Annotated in this window: 15 protein-coding genes; 8 read left to right on the forward strand and 7 right to left on the reverse strand. The window is 37.6% G+C overall.

Going from position 1 to position 16,496, the window contains the following annotated elements:
* Positions 1 to 2 precede the first annotated feature (2 nt).
* From R2Q70_RS06075 to R2Q70_RS06095, 5 genes are all read left to right on the forward strand, one after another.
* Entirely contained in the window at positions 3 to 194 is a 192-nt protein-coding gene (locus R2Q70_RS06075) for a hypothetical protein (RefSeq protein ID WP_316806744.1), read from the forward strand.
* Positions 195 to 512: 318 nt separating this feature from the next.
* Positions 513 to 2,603, forward strand: a complete 2,091-nt coding sequence (locus R2Q70_RS06080) for an FUSC family protein (RefSeq protein ID WP_316806745.1) — start codon at positions 513 to 515, stop codon at positions 2,601 to 2,603.
* Positions 2,604 to 2,702: 99 nt separating this feature from the next.
* Positions 2,703 to 3,497 carry an SDR family oxidoreductase gene (locus R2Q70_RS06085; protein WP_316806746.1) on the forward strand — a complete coding sequence of 265 codons (795 nt, stop codon included), beginning with the start codon at positions 2,703 to 2,705 and terminating at the stop codon, positions 3,495 to 3,497.
* Positions 3,498 to 3,530: 33 nt separating this feature from the next.
* On the forward strand, positions 3,531 to 4,022 hold the full coding sequence (gene msrA, locus R2Q70_RS06090; protein ID WP_316806747.1) for a peptide-methionine (S)-S-oxide reductase MsrA: 492 nt from the start codon (positions 3,531 to 3,533) through the stop codon (positions 4,020 to 4,022).
* A gap of 116 nt (positions 4,023 to 4,138) precedes the next feature.
* Complete coding sequence (locus R2Q70_RS06095) at positions 4,139 to 4,669, forward strand: DinB family protein (RefSeq protein WP_316806748.1); 531 nt, start codon at positions 4,139 to 4,141, stop codon at positions 4,667 to 4,669.
* 40 nt (positions 4,670 to 4,709) lie between these two features.
* Here R2Q70_RS06095 and R2Q70_RS06100 read toward each other — a convergent pair whose 3' ends face one another.
* Genes R2Q70_RS06100 through R2Q70_RS06125 form a run of 6 tightly spaced genes read right to left on the reverse strand, consistent with a single transcriptional unit; the run spans position 4,710 to position 13,070 of the window.
* Positions 4,710 to 7,838 (reverse strand): CusA/CzcA family heavy metal efflux RND transporter, encoded by a 3,129-nt coding sequence (locus tag R2Q70_RS06100; protein WP_316806749.1) that lies wholly within the window; start codon positions 7,836 to 7,838, stop codon positions 4,710 to 4,712.
* Positions 7,839 to 7,866: 28 nt separating this feature from the next.
* Positions 7,867 to 8,964 (reverse strand): efflux RND transporter periplasmic adaptor subunit, encoded by a 1,098-nt coding sequence (locus tag R2Q70_RS06105; protein WP_316806750.1) that lies wholly within the window; start codon positions 8,962 to 8,964, stop codon positions 7,867 to 7,869.
* Positions 8,965 to 8,969: 5 nt separating this feature from the next.
* The gene (locus tag R2Q70_RS06110; protein ID WP_316806751.1) at positions 8,970 to 10,235 is read right to left on the reverse strand and encodes a TolC family protein; all 1,266 of its coding nucleotides are present in this window, start codon (positions 10,233 to 10,235) and stop codon (positions 8,970 to 8,972) included.
* A 34-nt stretch (positions 10,236 to 10,269) separates the two neighbouring features.
* Positions 10,270 to 11,640: an ATP-binding protein gene (locus tag R2Q70_RS06115; RefSeq protein ID WP_316806752.1), complete on the reverse strand. Its 1,371-nt coding sequence runs from the start codon at positions 11,638 to 11,640 to the stop codon at positions 10,270 to 10,272.
* Positions 11,640 to 12,317, reverse strand: a complete 678-nt coding sequence (locus tag R2Q70_RS06120; RefSeq protein ID WP_316806753.1) for a response regulator transcription factor — start codon at positions 12,315 to 12,317, stop codon at positions 11,640 to 11,642. Before R2Q70_RS06120 ends, R2Q70_RS06115 begins: the two co-directional genes overlap by 1 nt.
* A gap of 54 nt (positions 12,318 to 12,371) precedes the next feature.
* Positions 12,372 to 13,070, reverse strand: coding sequence for an NUDIX hydrolase (locus R2Q70_RS06125; RefSeq protein WP_316806754.1), 699 nt, complete (start codon positions 13,068 to 13,070; stop codon positions 12,372 to 12,374).
* A gap of 152 nt (positions 13,071 to 13,222) precedes the next feature.
* On the opposite strand from R2Q70_RS06125, the gene R2Q70_RS06130 reads away from it, so the two are divergent.
* Positions 13,223 to 14,374, forward strand: a complete 1,152-nt coding sequence (locus tag R2Q70_RS06130; RefSeq protein ID WP_316806755.1) for a galactokinase — start codon at positions 13,223 to 13,225, stop codon at positions 14,372 to 14,374.
* A gap of 135 nt (positions 14,375 to 14,509) precedes the next feature.
* Here the strand turns inward: R2Q70_RS06130 and R2Q70_RS06135 are convergent, their stop codons facing one another.
* Positions 14,510 to 14,830, reverse strand: a complete 321-nt coding sequence (locus tag R2Q70_RS06135; protein WP_316806756.1) for an RNA-binding protein — start codon at positions 14,828 to 14,830, stop codon at positions 14,510 to 14,512.
* A 394-nt stretch (positions 14,831 to 15,224) separates the two neighbouring features.
* Here R2Q70_RS06135 and R2Q70_RS06140 point away from each other — a divergent pair, with 394 nt between their 5' ends.
* Entirely contained in the window at positions 15,225 to 16,088 is an 864-nt protein-coding gene (locus tag R2Q70_RS06140; protein ID WP_316806757.1) for an OmpA family protein, read from the forward strand.
* 167 nt (positions 16,089 to 16,255) lie between these two features.
* Positions 16,256 to 16,489, forward strand: a complete 234-nt coding sequence (locus R2Q70_RS06145) for a hypothetical protein (RefSeq protein ID WP_316806758.1) — start codon at positions 16,256 to 16,258, stop codon at positions 16,487 to 16,489.
* Positions 16,490 to 16,496 lie beyond the last annotated feature (7 nt).

Consider the following 16,496-nt stretch of genomic DNA (forward strand, 5'->3'; position numbering starts at 1 on the left):
AAATGAAACTCCTACAATACTTATCAATCACCTTTATATCTTTTTACAGTCTCTCATCTGCAGCTCAGGTTGAGCAAGATGGTCCTTATGTTTCCCGCTCAGGGACTAAGATTATTTCTCGTTATATATTAAATGATGTAAGCAAAATAGATACTTTGAATGTTGCCAATTTTGCGGAATGTTTATACCGGTAAATACAAAAAAAGCAGATCCTAAAATCTGCTTTTCCATTAGTTTCTAAATCGTCCCGTTGATTTAATTCTAACTGCAATAAAATTAGCGTTTTCAAATAAATAGGCATAGGGTAAAAACACCTTAATTTATGCTGATATATGTATGAGTAATCATATGTAAGTTGTAATGCGAGTTTTATTTCTCTGCCTGTTATTTTGTAATTTTAATTGCTGATGCAACTTAAATTCTGCTTAATGTAACCTTAATACACGTTGCTGACTAAAAATATCTTCTGATGTCTTACCTTTGCGGCACTAACTGAAATAAATTATTCTAACTTGATTAAACACGGCAAAAAAGCAATTGCATTAAATATTAGTTACTTTTTTCTTGGAGAATACTTCTCAGATGCCCTTCGTACAACATTAACTGTTCTTTTTCCGATTATTTTATTTTTCTATTTGGGTAATCAGGAGGCAGCAACCGGAATTGGGGTTGGGGCTTTGCTTATAAGCTTGACGGATTTACCCGATAACAGATTAAACAAGCTTAAGAATGCACTGATTAGCATCGCAATTTTCTTTTGCACTACGTTTCTGGTTTCTCAAATATTGGATAATAAAATCTGGTCAGCCTTAATAATTACTTTGCTGGCTTTTCTTTTTTCCATGTTTGCCGTATATGGGCAAAAAATGAGTTTGATTGGAACCATGGCGCTAATTGTTTGCACTTTCGTGATGGGATTACATCCGGCCCGGCCGCTTTATTTTAGTGGCTACATGTTAATTGGCGGCGTCTGGTATTATTTAGTTAGCGTTATTCAAACTTTAATCCGTCCGTATCGTTCCTTAAATCATGCTATTTTTGAATGTTTGCTGGCCAGTGCAGCATTTTTAAAGGCAAAGGCCAAAAATTATGATCCTAAAATTCCGTTAGATCATCAGCAAAGGGAGATTATTAAACTGCACATTCAGGTAAATCAAAAGCATGAATTAATTCGAAGTTTATTGTTAACAGATCGCTATGCCATGGATCCTGACAATAAGAAGGGCAAAATTTTATTGGAACGGGCTGGCTTGTTAATTGATCTTTACGAACAACTTAACGCAGTTCATTTCGATTATGAATCTATCCAGAAGTCTTTATCTGGAGGCAAAAGTTTGGCGCTCATTGCCGATTTAATTCGGATCCTGGCCGAAGAAATTGAAGATCTTGGCAGGCATGTTCGAACCGTCAAAAATATCGAGTCAAAGTCAAAAATAAATTCATCATTCATTGCCGATCAAAAAGAATTGATCTCAGAGATGGATCACTTGAACGTGGAACAAAAGGAATTTATCGGAAGTGTAATTTCTAATATTGATGAAATTACGCAGATTATTATGGCTATCCGGAAGAGTGAGATTAATGATCAGCAACATGTACAATCAAAAGAGGTCATCGAATATCCACTCTTTGTAAGCTCAGATCGCCTTTCACTTAAAGACCATTTGGGTTTAAAATCGCCAATCTTCAGATTTTCACTTCGAATGGCAATTTGTTTTCTTTTCGGCTTCCTGCTGATTAATCAGTTAGAAACCAGCAGATACAGTTACTGGTTATTCCTCACTTTAGTAATCGTGGCAAGACCCAAATTCTCCATCACCTGGAAAAGGAATTTTCAGCGGTTAAAAGGAAGTTTAGGTGGCGTTGCCATCGGCTTATTGCTTATCTATCTGGTTAAAAGCCCTGCGATATTGTTGAGCATTTCTGCGATTTGTTTACTTGGCTTTTATGCTTTTAATAGAATTAATTACACCATTAGTGTGATGTTTATTACCCCAGCCGTAATTCTGACTTTAGGCAGTTACCATGGTCATTTTGATCATATTGTTCACGATAGGATAATATTCACATTGATTGGTTGTGGCATTGCAATTCTTGCCACTTATCTTTTCCCGATTTGGGATAGCAAACAAATGCACCAGAAAATTAAGGAAGCTGCAAATGGAAGTTTGAAATATTTTTTGATCACTGCAGATCAGCATAAAATGCATAACGAAAATATGGCCAGGATGGCTCGGAAAAACGCTAATTTGAGTCTTTCTGCTTTATCAGAATCCATTGAATCTGCAAGTCAGGAGCCCTGGCAATCGAGTCTTAATCTTCAATATTTGTATGAGGTTCAGGTAATTATTTATAAAATCAATGCCATGATCACCTCCATTTATTTGGCAGGAGAAAGACTTGATATCAATAGCGAAAACGACTTAATCATCCCGATCATAGGGAATTTAAAACTCGAAAAATCGATTCTGCCCGGAGAATCAGTGAGTGATAGTTCTCTCGAGTTAAATGATGGAAAAAAATCTGATCTACTCAGTCATAAATTGAGTGATATAAAAACATTGTCTTCAGCACTCTTCGCCGAATATCATTTGCATCATTAGTCAATCCATCAGGTTAATTTTTACATCTGTATGCTTTTTCTGATAAACAGATCAATCAAGGATTTGTTATCATTACATATCTAAAAGATAAAAGCTAAAATGGATTTACAATTAAAAAATAAAACTGCTTTCATCAGCGGATCAACTGCTGGGATAGGATATGCAATTGCCGAAAGTTTACTGAAAGAGGGGGCACATGTAATTATCAACGGACGATCGCAGGAAACGATAGACACCGCTATTGAGCAATTGAAAAAAGATACAGGAAATGATGCTGTTACTGGAATTGCAGCCGATTTCGCAAAAGCAGAAGAAGTAAACAAACTCATTGAAAGTTTACCTGATGTAGATATTCTGGTTAACAATGCCGGTATTTTCGAGCCGAAAGCCTTTGAAGAGATTAGTGATGAAGATTGGTTTCGTTTTTTTGAGGTTAATGTAATGAGTGGTATTCGCTTATCGCGGTCTTTGTTTCCGAAAATGTTAGCCAAGAATTGGGGGAGGATCATTTTCATTTCCAGTGAATCTGCAGTTTTTATACCCGATGAAATGATTCATTATGGAATGACCAAAACTGCCCAACTCGGCGTGAGCAGGGGTTTAGCAGAGTTAAGTAAAGGCACAAATGTAACGGTGAATTCAATTTTACCGGGACCAACAAAATCAAAAGGTGTTGGAGGTTTTATTGAAGATTTAGCCAAGAAAGGAAATATCAGCATTGCTGAAGTGGAAGAAGATTTCTTCAAAAATATGCGACCAACTTCACTAATTCAACGGTTTTTAGATGTTAGTGAAATTGCCAACGCTGTAACTTATTACGTTAGTCCACTGGCTTCGGGAACAAATGGCGCTGCCATAAGGGTAGAAGGTGGTTTAATCCGTTCAATATTGTAAAAAAAATAAATTCAAAAAATAAAACACATAAATATGAGTACTGAAAAAGCAATTTTAGCTGGCGGCTGCTTCTGGGGTGTTGAAGAATTAATTCGTCACCAGCCTGGTGTAATTTCAACTGTTGTAGGCTACACCGGTGGCGATGTTCCAAATGCCACTTATCGCAACCACGGCACACATGCTGAAGGAATTGAGATTGAGTTCAATCCTGAAGAATTATCGTATCGCAAATTACTGGAGTATTTCTTTCAGATTCATGATCCTACAACAAAAAACCGCCAGGGTAATGACGTTGGAACGTCTTATCGCTCAGCCATTTTTTACCTGAATGAGGAGCAAAAAAATACAGCACTGGAATTAATTGAGGAATTGGAAAATTCTGGCAAGTGGCCAGGCAAGTTTGTAACGGAAGTGGTGCCTGCTGGTGATTTTTGGAATGCGGAAGAGGACCATCAGGATTACCTGCAAAAGGTTCCGTATGGTTATACCTGCCATTTCGAACGACCAGATTGGAAATTGAGTTAATTTAAAAGAGTTTGCATGTCAAACTCTTTTTTTGTTTCCAGCCATTTTCTTACGGAAACATGCAGCAATTATAATCGATTCTTATTGTTATTTTTACGTTGATAAAACCAAATGATATGAAAACAATAAGATTATTAACCAGTTTATTGGTGCTGATGGCTGTATTTAATACAACGAAGGCACAAACTACTCCTGCTGATGTAGTGAAAGAATGGGAGCGGGCAAAGGCTTACACTAAAGAATATTTAGAAGCCATGCCTGAAAAAGGTTACGCGTTGAAACCTACCCCTGAAATGCGATCATTTGCAGAACAAATGCTTCACCTGGGTGCAGATAATTACGTTTTTACAGCAGCAGCTTTAGGTGATAAAACACCTGCAGGAATGGATCAGTTAGAGAAAACCAGCGAAAAAACAAAGGCCGCAGTAACTAAAAATGTATTGGATAGTTATGATTTTGTAATTGCAGCCCTTAAAAAATTAAACGCAGCCCAGTTAAATGAAAAGGTAAAACTATTTGATCGTTTTGAACTTTCAAGGGAGGCCGCTTTCGAAAAAGGTTTTGAACATCAAACACATCACCGCGGTCAAACAACTGTTTATCTTCGTTTGGCAGGAACTAAACCTCCGCAGGAGAAATTATTTTAATTAAACAACGAAGCCTTTCGAAAATCGAAAGGCTTTGTTTTTAAGCTTGTGCCGGGTTAATTTTTTGCACTTTTTTATTATACGACCAGTAAAATACAATCGGATAAACAAAAAGGTTAAATAGCGTATTGGTAATCAAGCCACCAATAACCACTATTGCTAAGGGTTTTGATGCTTCTGAACCAATTCCGGTTGATAGTGCTGCCGGCATTAAACCTATAGCAGCCATCAGCGCCGTCATTAATACGGGCCTGAATCTGCTGGCAATTCCATCACGCATGGCATCGGTGAAAGTCCATGTCTCGTGGTGTTTCAATTCTGCAATATTCGTTTTAAATCTGGTAATCAAAATTACACCATTTTGAACACAGATTCCGAACAGTGCAATAAAGCCAATACCTGCCGAAATATTAAAGTTTACGCCAGCAATAAGCAGCGCCAAAATTCCACCAATCATCGCAAAGGGAACATTGTTTAACACCAATAAGGCATCTCTGATATTTCCAAAAAGCACAAATAGAATGAAGAAGATTAACAACAAACTCACTGGAACGGCTTGTGATAATCGGGAAATGGCTCGTTGTTGATTTTCGAAATCTCCTGCCCATTCTAATTTGTACTCTTTTGGAAGTTTTATTTGTGCATTTACTTTTTGTTGTGCTTCGGCAATGACGCTGCCCATATCTCTACCACGGATTGAAAATTTAATTGCCCCATAACGCTTGTGTTTATCACGGTAAATCATACTCGGGCCCGTAATTTTTCTAATGCTTGAAATTTCTCCCAATTGCACATTTGAACCCGATAAAGTGGGGATGCGCAGTTTGCTGATGGAACTTTCATCATTCCTGAAATCTTCAGGATAGCGGATGATCAGATCAAACTTTCTTTCGCCTTCATAAATCTGTGTAGCTGCTTTACCACCAATGGCCATTTCAATTACGGCATTCGCATCAGCTGTGCTCACACCATAAAGTGCCATTTTTTTCTGATCGAGGTTAATTTGTAATTCTGGCTGTCCGAGATTTCTTAAAATCCCCAGGTCTTCAATACCATCAACAGTTTTCAAAATCTTTTCAATTTTTTCTTCTTCCTGCTCAATAAATTCGAAGTTTTCGCCAAACATTTTAACCACAATAGAACCCTTAACACCCGAAACCGCTTCCTCGACGTTATCGGAAATAGGTTGAGAGAAATTTAGACTGATGCCAGGGAAACTTTTGAGTTTTTCCTGCATGCGTTCAATCAGTTGTTCTTTGCTTTGTTTACGCTTCCATTCTTTGCGTGGATAAATATCTACATGGAATTCCATATTGTAAAAACCTGTTGCATCGGTTCCATCATTTGGGCGACCGGTTTGCGACATTACCTGCTTCACCTCTTCAAAACTCAAAAAGATCTTCCGCATATCGTTCGAAAGTTTTTTGGTTTCATCTAACGAGATGCTTAGCGGACCAGTCGCCCGAACGTAAATTGAGCCTTCATCCAGACTTGGTAAAAATTCAGTTCCTAAAAATTTAAAACTAAATGCACCCGTAACCAATATGATGATTGATATGAAAAATACAGTTCTTTTTCTTTTGAAACAGATGTCGTAAAACTTAAGTGTAACCTTGGTCATCCATTCGAGAAAAACATTGTGTTTCTCCTTAACATTCTTCTTTAACAAAACACTGGCCATTGCCGGTACCAGCGTAAAAGTTAAAATTAAGGCACCAAGAAGTGCAAAACTTAGTGTCCAGGCCAGGGGAGAGAACATTTTCCCTTCTACTTTTTCGAAAGTAAAAATCGGCAGTAAACCGGTGATGATAATCAGTTTCGCAAAAAGAATTCCTTTCCCGTTTTCCATGCAGGCTTTTTTTATAAAGCCAAGCTTGCTCATTTTATTGAAACGGTCCATTCCCAGCTTTTTGGCCTTCATATCCAGGGTTACGAAGATTCCTTCCACCATCACGACCGCACCATCAATGATAATTCCAAAATCTATCGCACCCATAGATAATAGATTCGCCGGCATCCCTTTTAATTTCAAACAGATGAATGCAAACAGAAGTGCCAGTGGAATAATGATGGATACGATTAGTGTGGTGCGCCAATCAGCCATAAAAAGGAATACGATCAAGGTGACGAATAAAATCCCCTCAAGCATATTACCCATCACCGTATGAACGGAATAATTCACTAAATCCTCACGGTCGTAAAATGGTTTTATCTTAACATCATCAGGCAAGATGCTGTTATTTATCACTTCTATTTTTTCTTTCAAACGGGCAATCACTTCACTCGGGTTGCCACCTTTTCGCATTACAACAATGCCTTCAACCACGTCAGGATCATGATCTCGGCCCACCTGACCTAATCTTGGCAAGGCTGATTCGGCCACCTCTGCAATGGTTTTAACATAGATTGGTGTTCCGTTTACATTGTCTACCACCACATTTCTAATCTCATCAATGTTGTTGAGCACACCAATTCCACGTACCACATAAGCCTGCCCACTTTGAACAATAACATCGCCACCTACATTAATGTTGCTCTTTGATACGGCTTCGAAAAGTTCATTAGCGGTAACGCCATATTGAATCGATTTTTGCGGATCAACAGTGATTTGATAGGTTTTTACCTCGCCACCGAAACTTACTACATCGGCAATGCCAGAAACGGATAGCAATTCGCGTTGGATGACCCAATCCTGCAAGGTTTTAAGTTCACGAACCGATTTTTGATCGCTGCTTAACGTATAGCGGAAAATTTCTCCGGTAGGGCCATAGGGTGGTTGTACTTCTGGCTGAATGCCTTCAGGTAAATCAGCTTCATCGAGGTGGTTGTTTACCTGTACCCGGGCTTCGGCATAATCAACATCATCTTCAAAACTTACTTTTACAATCGACAATCCAAATAGCGAAGAAGAACGGATGCTGGTTCTTTTTTCGGTAGGGTTCATGGCAATTTCAAGCGGGCGGCTTACGAATTTCTCCACCTCTTCGGCACTTCTGCCCGGCCACTGCGTAATGATGGTGATATTGGTATTGGTTACATCCGGAAAAGCATCAATAGTTGTGCTTTTAAAACTTAAGTAACCCGCTAAAATGAGAATGAAAGTGGCAAAAAAGATGAAATATTTATTCTTCAGCGCAAAGCCGATAATGCTTTTGATGAAATTATTCATGATATAAAATCTAGTAGATGAAAGGGATTTACTGCGTTTTTAAGTTCTCAAATAAGAAAACCTGTTTCGATGCGATCACCCGATCTCCAGCTTCAACACCTTTACTAATGAAAATTCCATCAGCGGTTTTACGGCCGATTTCTATTTCCTGAATCCTAACCTTGTTGTTTTTGTCTAATAGAAGCACATAGTTTTTGTTTTCGTCAAAAATGACGGCTCTGGCATTTACCACAGGCAAATTAACGCCAGAGCTTGCAGAAACCTTAACCGTACCCAACATGCCTGGCTTTAACAAAAAATCAGGATTTGAAATCACCACACGGGCATTCATTACTTTGCTGTCCTGATCAATCAGGTTGTAAATTTTATCTATTCTTCCTTTGAAAATTTGTTCCGGATAAGACAAAGTAGATAAATTAACTTCATCGCCTGGTTTAACCCTGGAGATATCTGATTCATAGATGTTAATCATTGCCCAAACATTTGAAAGATCGGCGACGGTGAACAAACTCTTATCATTGTCGCCTCGTAACTGCATGTTATCATTTACGTTTTTCTCGATCACAAATCCATTTAGCGGTGATTTTATGGCGTATAATCCTGTGCTGCTACCACCGTTAATTTTTAAAACTGAATTGGCTCTTTTTAGCTCGGCTTTTTTTATCTGATATTCGTTTTTCGCTTCTTCCAGCTCTCTTGCTGATGATAAACCACTTTCGAAAAGCTGCTCGGCTTGTTTTAAAATTCTATCAGCGGTTTTAAGTTCAGCATTTGCGGCAATTACTTCTTTATCAAATCCAGCCATTTCAGCACTATTTACTGTTGCCAGTGTTTGCCCGGCCTGAACCTGATCGCCTAAACGAACATTTACACGATTTACGGATCCGCTTACCATCGGGAAAAGTTCTGATTTCCGATCTTCATTTGCCGAAATTTTAGCAGAGAAAATAATGTCAGCCTTCCCGTTAGCTTGCTGTACGGTATCAATAATCAACCTGCTCAACAACGAATCGGTAATCGAGAATTTTTCAGTTGGTGTTTCTACCTTATTGTTGCTACAGCCAATGCCGAAAACTATTGAGGTGAGAATTAATCCTTTTATAATGTTGTTATGGATAGTATGCATATTAATTATTTGAAGATGTTTGTTCCGGTTACGTAGTTTAATTCTTCTCTAGCGTTCATTCTTTCGAACTGGAGGTTGTTGATTTGAAGGATATTTTCTTTATACGATTCGTATAAGTCGAGAAACTCAATCAGGCTGATGTTCCGCTCTCTAAAGTTTTTAATCAGCCCGTTGATAATTTTATTAAAGTCATCATTGAAGGAAGGATCGATCTCTGAAAAAAGCTTTTCATTCCTCATCGCAGTGCGATAACTGTTAAAAACCTCGTTCGACAATATGATTTCTTGTTTTTTGATGTTTGAACTAGCAGCATCAATACCAACCTTGGCTTTTTTAATTTCGCCCTGGTTTCGGTTAAAAAGTGGAATTGGGATTTTCAGGCCGATACCGGTGTATTTCTCCGGATAATTTCCTTTTAAATCGTATGCCAGAGAAATTTCAACATCAGGAATGGCCATTGCCTTTTGCAGTTTTAAGTTCAGTTCATTGTACTCCAAATCTGTTTTTGCAAGCTTTAAGTCTGCCCGGTTGGTTCTTGCAGAATCGAGTAGCCTTGCATAGGGAATTTGATCTACGGCAGTTGCTTTACTTTCTGCGACAGTCAACTTTAGATTTGCAGAAGGCTCCAGTCCGCATAACAATCTTAAATCTTTGTAGTGATCTTCTAAATCATTCAAAAGATTTGCCTGTTCTGCTTTTAAACTGATGATTAAAGATTTGATTCGGATCACGTCTTTTAAGGCAATGTTCCCAGCCTTCAGCTGAATTTCATAAGCCTTTAGCAAGCTTTCGGTTGATTTGACCTGATCATTATAAACCTGAACAGATTGAGTGGCGAAGTATGCTTTGTAAAAGGTGTTGCGCAGTTCAAATTTCAGTGTGCGCATCAAATCGAAATATTCCAGTTCGGCCAATTTAACGCCTGTTTGCGCCAGTTTTATATTCTTATTTCGCTTTCCGGCAAGCTTAATAAGCTGCGAAATAGAACCTGCGTACTGGCCGTAAGCATAAGAGGTTTGCAGAAATTTTTTGGTTTCGTGATTATAGAAGAGGTTTTCATATTCCAGTTCCGGATTATCAAAAAGTTTAGCCGTGATCACTTCAGCCTTTGCCTGATCAATCTGATAGTTACTGGCGAGTAAATCGAAATTATTCTTTAAAAAAAGAATTTCAGCTTGCTTTAAATCTAATGTGGTGGAATCGCTTTGCGCAAAAGTTGTTTTTATCGAAATTGTTAAGAGTAACAATACCAACTTACTAATTCTGGTCATACGGCAAAGCTATTCTTGCCGAATTAAATGCGAATTAATTGGAAATTAAAAGCGGATTAAATTGAGGGATATACACTGAGATCATGCTTTTATTTAACTCAGTTGATGATATTTCTATTTTGCCCTTAAACAAAACGATGATTTTTTGGGCCATGTACAATCCCATTCCTTCTCCTGTCTGACCTATATCAGCTGATCGGGAATAAAAGGGTTTAAAAACTTCCTCCTGTTCCATCAGCGGAATTCCGGGACCCTGATCAATTATTTCAATCACAAAATCTTCGTCAGACTGCTCCAATTTACATATTACACTTTGTTGGTTAGAAAACTTGAAAGCGTTAGAGAAAATATTATCCAGTACAATTTGCAGGAGAATTTCGTTGGCTAAAACCTGCGGATTGACTTCCGATAAATCATTTACAATTTCTACATCAAGGTTTTTACGCTGTTTCCATTCTGCCTGAATTTTGAACAACAATTGATCTAACCGGATAGGAGAGAGCTGAGCGTTTAGCAATTCCATATCCATCTTAGCCAGGGTAAGTAAACCAGTAATAATATGATCCATCTTCTCGGCGTCGTCTAATATGGAATAGATTACCTTTTGATAAGCTTCCGCATCACGATTTTTTGATAAAGCCAGTTCAGTAGCCATCATTATTCTCGTTACCGGCGTTCTTAATTCGTGAGAGGCATTTGCCACAAATGTTTTCTGAAGGATAAAAGCTTGTTCCAGTTCATTCATTAAGTGATTAAAACTTTTGGCGATGAGGTTAATTTCATCCTTCGTATCAGTTTCCTCCACTCTGAACTCCATATTTTCAGAGCCAATCTGCTTTACCTCCAGCATGAATTTTTTGAGCGGCTTTAACATTTTTTCGGCTATCCACCTGCTCAAAATCAACACAACCAGCGAGATGATGATAAACACGAAAACCATAATTTTAAGCAGTTTCGTTAATCTATTGTGCGATCCCTGATCGGATGCTGAAGCCAAAATGATGAAATCGCCTTGGTTATCTTTGTAATAAATACCTACAACCTGTCGTTCACCATCCGTATATTTAATCTGTTTGCGCTTTCTAACCTGTTCTATTGTTGCTTTCGTCCAGTATTGGGTTGTATCTCCGATAAAAGTTGCCCGGTTTTTATAATCGTAAATTCTGGTTACCTCGCCGTTAAGCTTTTGCAAATACTTGTGGCGAACATCATTCAACGCATCACGGCTAATTTCATCGGCTTCAAGATAAAGCTTTGCCGTAACCATTGTTCGATCGGTTAAGCGTTCAAAAAAATCGGCCTCCAGAAATTTCATGAAGGTAAAATAAACCACACAAAGCACAGCGAAAAGCATCGAAGTGCTTATCAGTGTAAAATAGAGTGCAATGCGATCTTTTATTTTCATTATTTTAGGATATAACCCATATTGATTTTGGTATGGATAAGCTTCCTGTCAAAGCCTTTATCTATTTTTTTACGGAGAAAGTTAATGTAAACATCAATTACATTGGTGCCGGTATCGAAATGGATATCCCAGGCGTGTTCAGCAATGTATTGTCTTGAAAGCAAACGGTTGGGGTTGCGCAGAAAAAGTTCCAGCAAAATAAACTCTTTTGCACTAAGCTCGATGTTTTTGCCCGCTCTGAATACTTCTTTGCTGTGTGTGTCCAGAACCAGATCTTCAAAACAAAGTTGATGATTGGGTTTGCTTATTACTGGAGATTGTCTTCTTAACAGCGCTGAAACACGGGCAAGTAGTTCTTTTAAATGGAAAGGTTTTACCAGGTAATCATCAGCTCCTGCCTCCAGGCCTGTTACCTTATCATCTACGGTTCCCAAAGCGGTAAGCATCAGGATAGGTGTCTGACTATCAATTTCGCGAAGACGTTTACACAATTGGATGCCGTTTAAACCGGGCATCATAATATCAATAATCAGCAAATTGAATTCCTTATTGGCAAATTGTTCCAGTGCATCTATTCCATTAAATACAGTAGATACTTGATAGCCGTTTTCTTCCAGCGCCGATTTTAAAAGATCAGCAATTTTGATATCATCTTCAGCTATCCCGATTCGCAGCATCTAACAAAAATAGGAATCTCATCTTAAATTGAGATTAAAATTGCGCTGTTTTCGTTAGGGTTTTAAATTGGGAATAAGATTCAGAAAAGCTTGAAAGTTAGCGTTGTATTTCTTTTTATCAACTTTGAAATAAAATGCGCCTTTCTTAGAACCCGATTTATCCTTTTCTGCCAGCTTAATTAATAACCCTGTTGAACCGATTTTTCTGCTGAAATTGCGGGTGTCGATTTTGGTATCGTTCACTTCTTCAAACAGGATCTGCAACTGGGGGATGGTGAATTTCTTAGGCAACATTTCAAATAAAATGGGATGTAATGCTGCTTTATACCGGAGTTTTTTCCTGGCATCGCTAACCATTTGATCATGATCAAAGATGAGTTTTGGCCGGTCGTTAATCAGAAACCATTCAGCATGATAATCATCATTTATCTGTGTCTGATATTTATGAATGTCGATCAAAGCAAAATACCCAACAGATAATGTTCTTTCAATCGGATCGCGGTTGGGTTCGCCGTAAATTTGAAGTTGTTCCAGGTAAATGCCTTCTAAACCCGTATTCTTTTTTAAAACCCGGTTTGCAGCATCATCCGGACTTTCGTTAGCCCCCACGAAACCACCGATTAAACTCCATTTATTTATTTCTGGCTCCAAACCTCTTTTAACCAGCAAAATTTTTAAATGCTCTCCGTCAAAACCAAACACAATGCAATCTACAGCAAGGAGATAATGTGGTTGACCAGAATATTCTATCATTTTGTTCGATTTGGCTTTTGAAGATCCTTAATTTTCTACGAAAATAGAAATTAATATATAAATTATTAATTGTCTTTTTGACAATTAATAATTTATCGATAGGTTTGCCAATACCTTTAGATCAAAGTTAGTAGGGGCAACATTATGTAATTATGGATATACAAACATTAAAATCTTCGTTTAGAAAAATTTTTCAAACGGAGCCTGTTTTAGTAAAATCGCCGGGAAGAATTAACATTATTGGTGAGCATACCGATTACAATAATGGCTTCGTTATGCCGGCTGCGATAAACAAAGCCATCTACGTGGCAGTTTCGCAACGCGATGACCAGGAAATACATCTCTACGCTGAAAGCTATCAGCAAAAACATGTTGCTTCAATTGATCAGATTGAAAAATCAGATAAAAGTTGGGCAAATTATATTTTAGGCGTTGCTGATCAGATCAAGAAGAGGGGTTTTGAATTTTCGGGTTTCAATTTGTATCTGGATGGGAACGTGCCTTTGGGCGCAGGCTTGTCATCGTCGGCAGCATTGGAATGTGCAACCGCTTTTGCTATTAACCACTTAAACAATCTTGGTATTTCACAGATGGATTTGGCGCTGATTTCGCAAAAGGCAGAACATGAATTTGCGGGCGTAAACTGTGGCATTATGGATCAGTTTGCCTCGGTTTTTGGAAAAAAAGATCAGGCAATGATGTTAGACTGCCGTTCTATGAAATACGAATATATTCCGTTAAAACTGGATGGTTACAGGCTTGTGCTGTTGAATACAAATGTAAAACATTCACTTGCAGATTCGGCTTACAACGAAAGAAGATCACAATGTGAACAAGGCGTAGCCTGGATTAAAGAATATGAACCTGAAGTTAATAGTTTGCGTGATGTAAGTTTGGAAATGCTTGAAAAGTACGTTAAGGCCAAAGATATGGAGGTTTATCGGAAATGTACTTTTGTTGTTCAGGAGATTGCAAGGGTGATTAAAGCTGCTGATCAACTGGCAAATGGTGATTTGACTGCTTTAGGTAAATTGATGTTTGCCACGCATGAAGGCTTGAGTAAGGATTATGAAGTAAGTTGTAAAGAACTCGATTTCTTAGTTGATTTTGTGAGAGATTTTGATGGTGTAATAGGCGCCAGGATGATGGGGGGCGGATTTGGTGGTTGCACCATTAATATTGTAAAGGACGAACAGATAGAAACATTAATCGATAAAATCACCATAGCTTACCAAAATACATTCAATTTGAATGTAGAGGCTTATGTAGTAGAAACCGGAGACGGTTCGTCGCTGCTCGGTTAACGGTGATTTAGAAGACTTAAAAGGACTTGGATTATAATTTCATCCTGATTGCTCAGCAGGATGTTTTAAAAAGCAATTAACAGAAAATAAAGCTGATGGCTGTTCTCAAGCTGCAAAACATTTTCTAGTTTAGAATTAACGCTGCACCCTAGGGCGTTTGCTTTTTGGTGGTTGAGATCCCGAAGGCTTTGGCTTAAACACTTTTTTGGGTGCTTCTTCTGCGCTTTGTTTAACGGTAATCACGTTGCCTTTAAAGGTTTCACCATTTAACATAGAAATTATGTTGCTGGCATCGGCTTGATTAATTACTTCTATAAATGCGTAACCTTTACATTTTCCGGTAGCCCGATCTCTTACCACCTTAATGGTTTCAATCTTTCCATGTAAGCTGACAAAAATTGCCAAATCCATTTCCTGAATATTGTCTGCAAGACCACCAATAAAAAGCTTAATCATAAGGAGATTGTTAACTTTAATATGAGGCTATTTTTAACTTCAAGTAGTAAAAAAAGCCATTTGTATCAATAAAGCTGCAAAATAACGATAATCGGTGCATAAAACAATGATTTTTTTAAAAATATAATCAGATTTATTGGTATATCGAATTCTAAGTATCAATTTCTTCTTTTAATTAAGCGTTAGAAGTAAAATATTTTGCATAGTTCAAATACAGACAATGTGTATATGGATTTGCCAGTCAAAAAATAAAGAAGCATTTTGAACCAAAACATCTTATAGGCAAACTTAGCGTTCTGGCTTGATTGAATTTGTAGGCTTTAAATACCTGTAGAGGCCCTTCGAAACATTACGGCAAGGAATTTGTTAAACGTTTAATCTAAAAAATAATATTATGAAATTATACAAATCATTTCCAATAGTACTTCTGGCAATTGTATTAATTTCTGGTTGCGTAAGCAATAAGAAATATACAGAACTTCAGGATACCTACGCTAAGTTAAGAGAGAGAAATCAGGAGTTGAGTAATAAATATCAGGATAGCCAGCGTGAACTTACCGGCGCAACAAGTCGTGTTAAAAGTTTAGAAGAACAAATTGCATCAGAGAAAGCTAATGTTACGGCATTACAAGATGCTTTAAACAAATGTTTAAGTTCAAGTAACCAGGGCAATGTTAACATTTCAAAATTGGTTGATGAGATTAACAGTTCAAATAAATACATCAAACAGCTGGTTAATGCAAAAAATAAAAGTGATTCACTTAATATGGTGTTAACAAATAACTTAACCCGCTCATTGAGCAGGGAAGAGTTGAGCGATGTTGATGTTCAGGTTTTAAAGGGAGTGGTTTATATCTCGTTAGCTGATAATATGTTATATAAATCAGGTGGATTTGAGGTAAGTGATAAAGCTGGCCAAACGCTAAGCAAAATCGCTAAAATTATTCAGGATTACAGTACCTACGACGTGTTGATTGAAGGTAACACCGATAATGTGCCGATTTCTCAACCTAACATTAGAAATAACTGGGATTTAAGTGCATTACGTGCTTCGTCTGTTGTACAGGTATTGCAAAACAAATATTCTGTTGATCCGAAACGTTTAACCGCTGGAGGTAGAGGAGAATATAATCCTGTTGCAGATAATTCAACGCCAGCCGGAAAAGCTAAAAACAGACGTACGCAAATCATCATTACGCCTAAGTTAGATCAGTTTATGGATCTGATTGGTAAAGCGCCAGAGGCATCTCAAAAATAAAATCGATTAAATATTTTATAAGGCAGCTTTTTAAGCTGCCTTTTTTTGTGCGTAATAATTGTATGATTGCTTTTGATTAAAAGCACACCATCTAATCAAACGGTCAACTTTAAAATCTTCCAAACTTTTTTTACCATTTATCGCTTATTCATAGTAAATATCACATTATGGAAGAGCTGATCAGTCAATTAAAATCTTTTTTAGGAAATAGAGTAGAAGCGGTTAGGGCAAAAGGGCCTGCAGAACTAGAAATAGTTATTGGCGAAATGGAAGATGTTGAAAGATTATCTGCCGAACTTAAGGAACATATTGTAGAATTAGCCGACGAGAATACCCTTGCTAAAATAGATTTTGTAACTGCCGAAGGTAGAGAGATAGACAGTTTTTCGCTTACTCAATAAAACCTAA

The organism is Pedobacter agri, from assembly GCF_032678665.1.
GTDB lineage: Bacteria > Bacteroidota > Bacteroidia > Sphingobacteriales > Sphingobacteriaceae > Pedobacter > Pedobacter agri_A.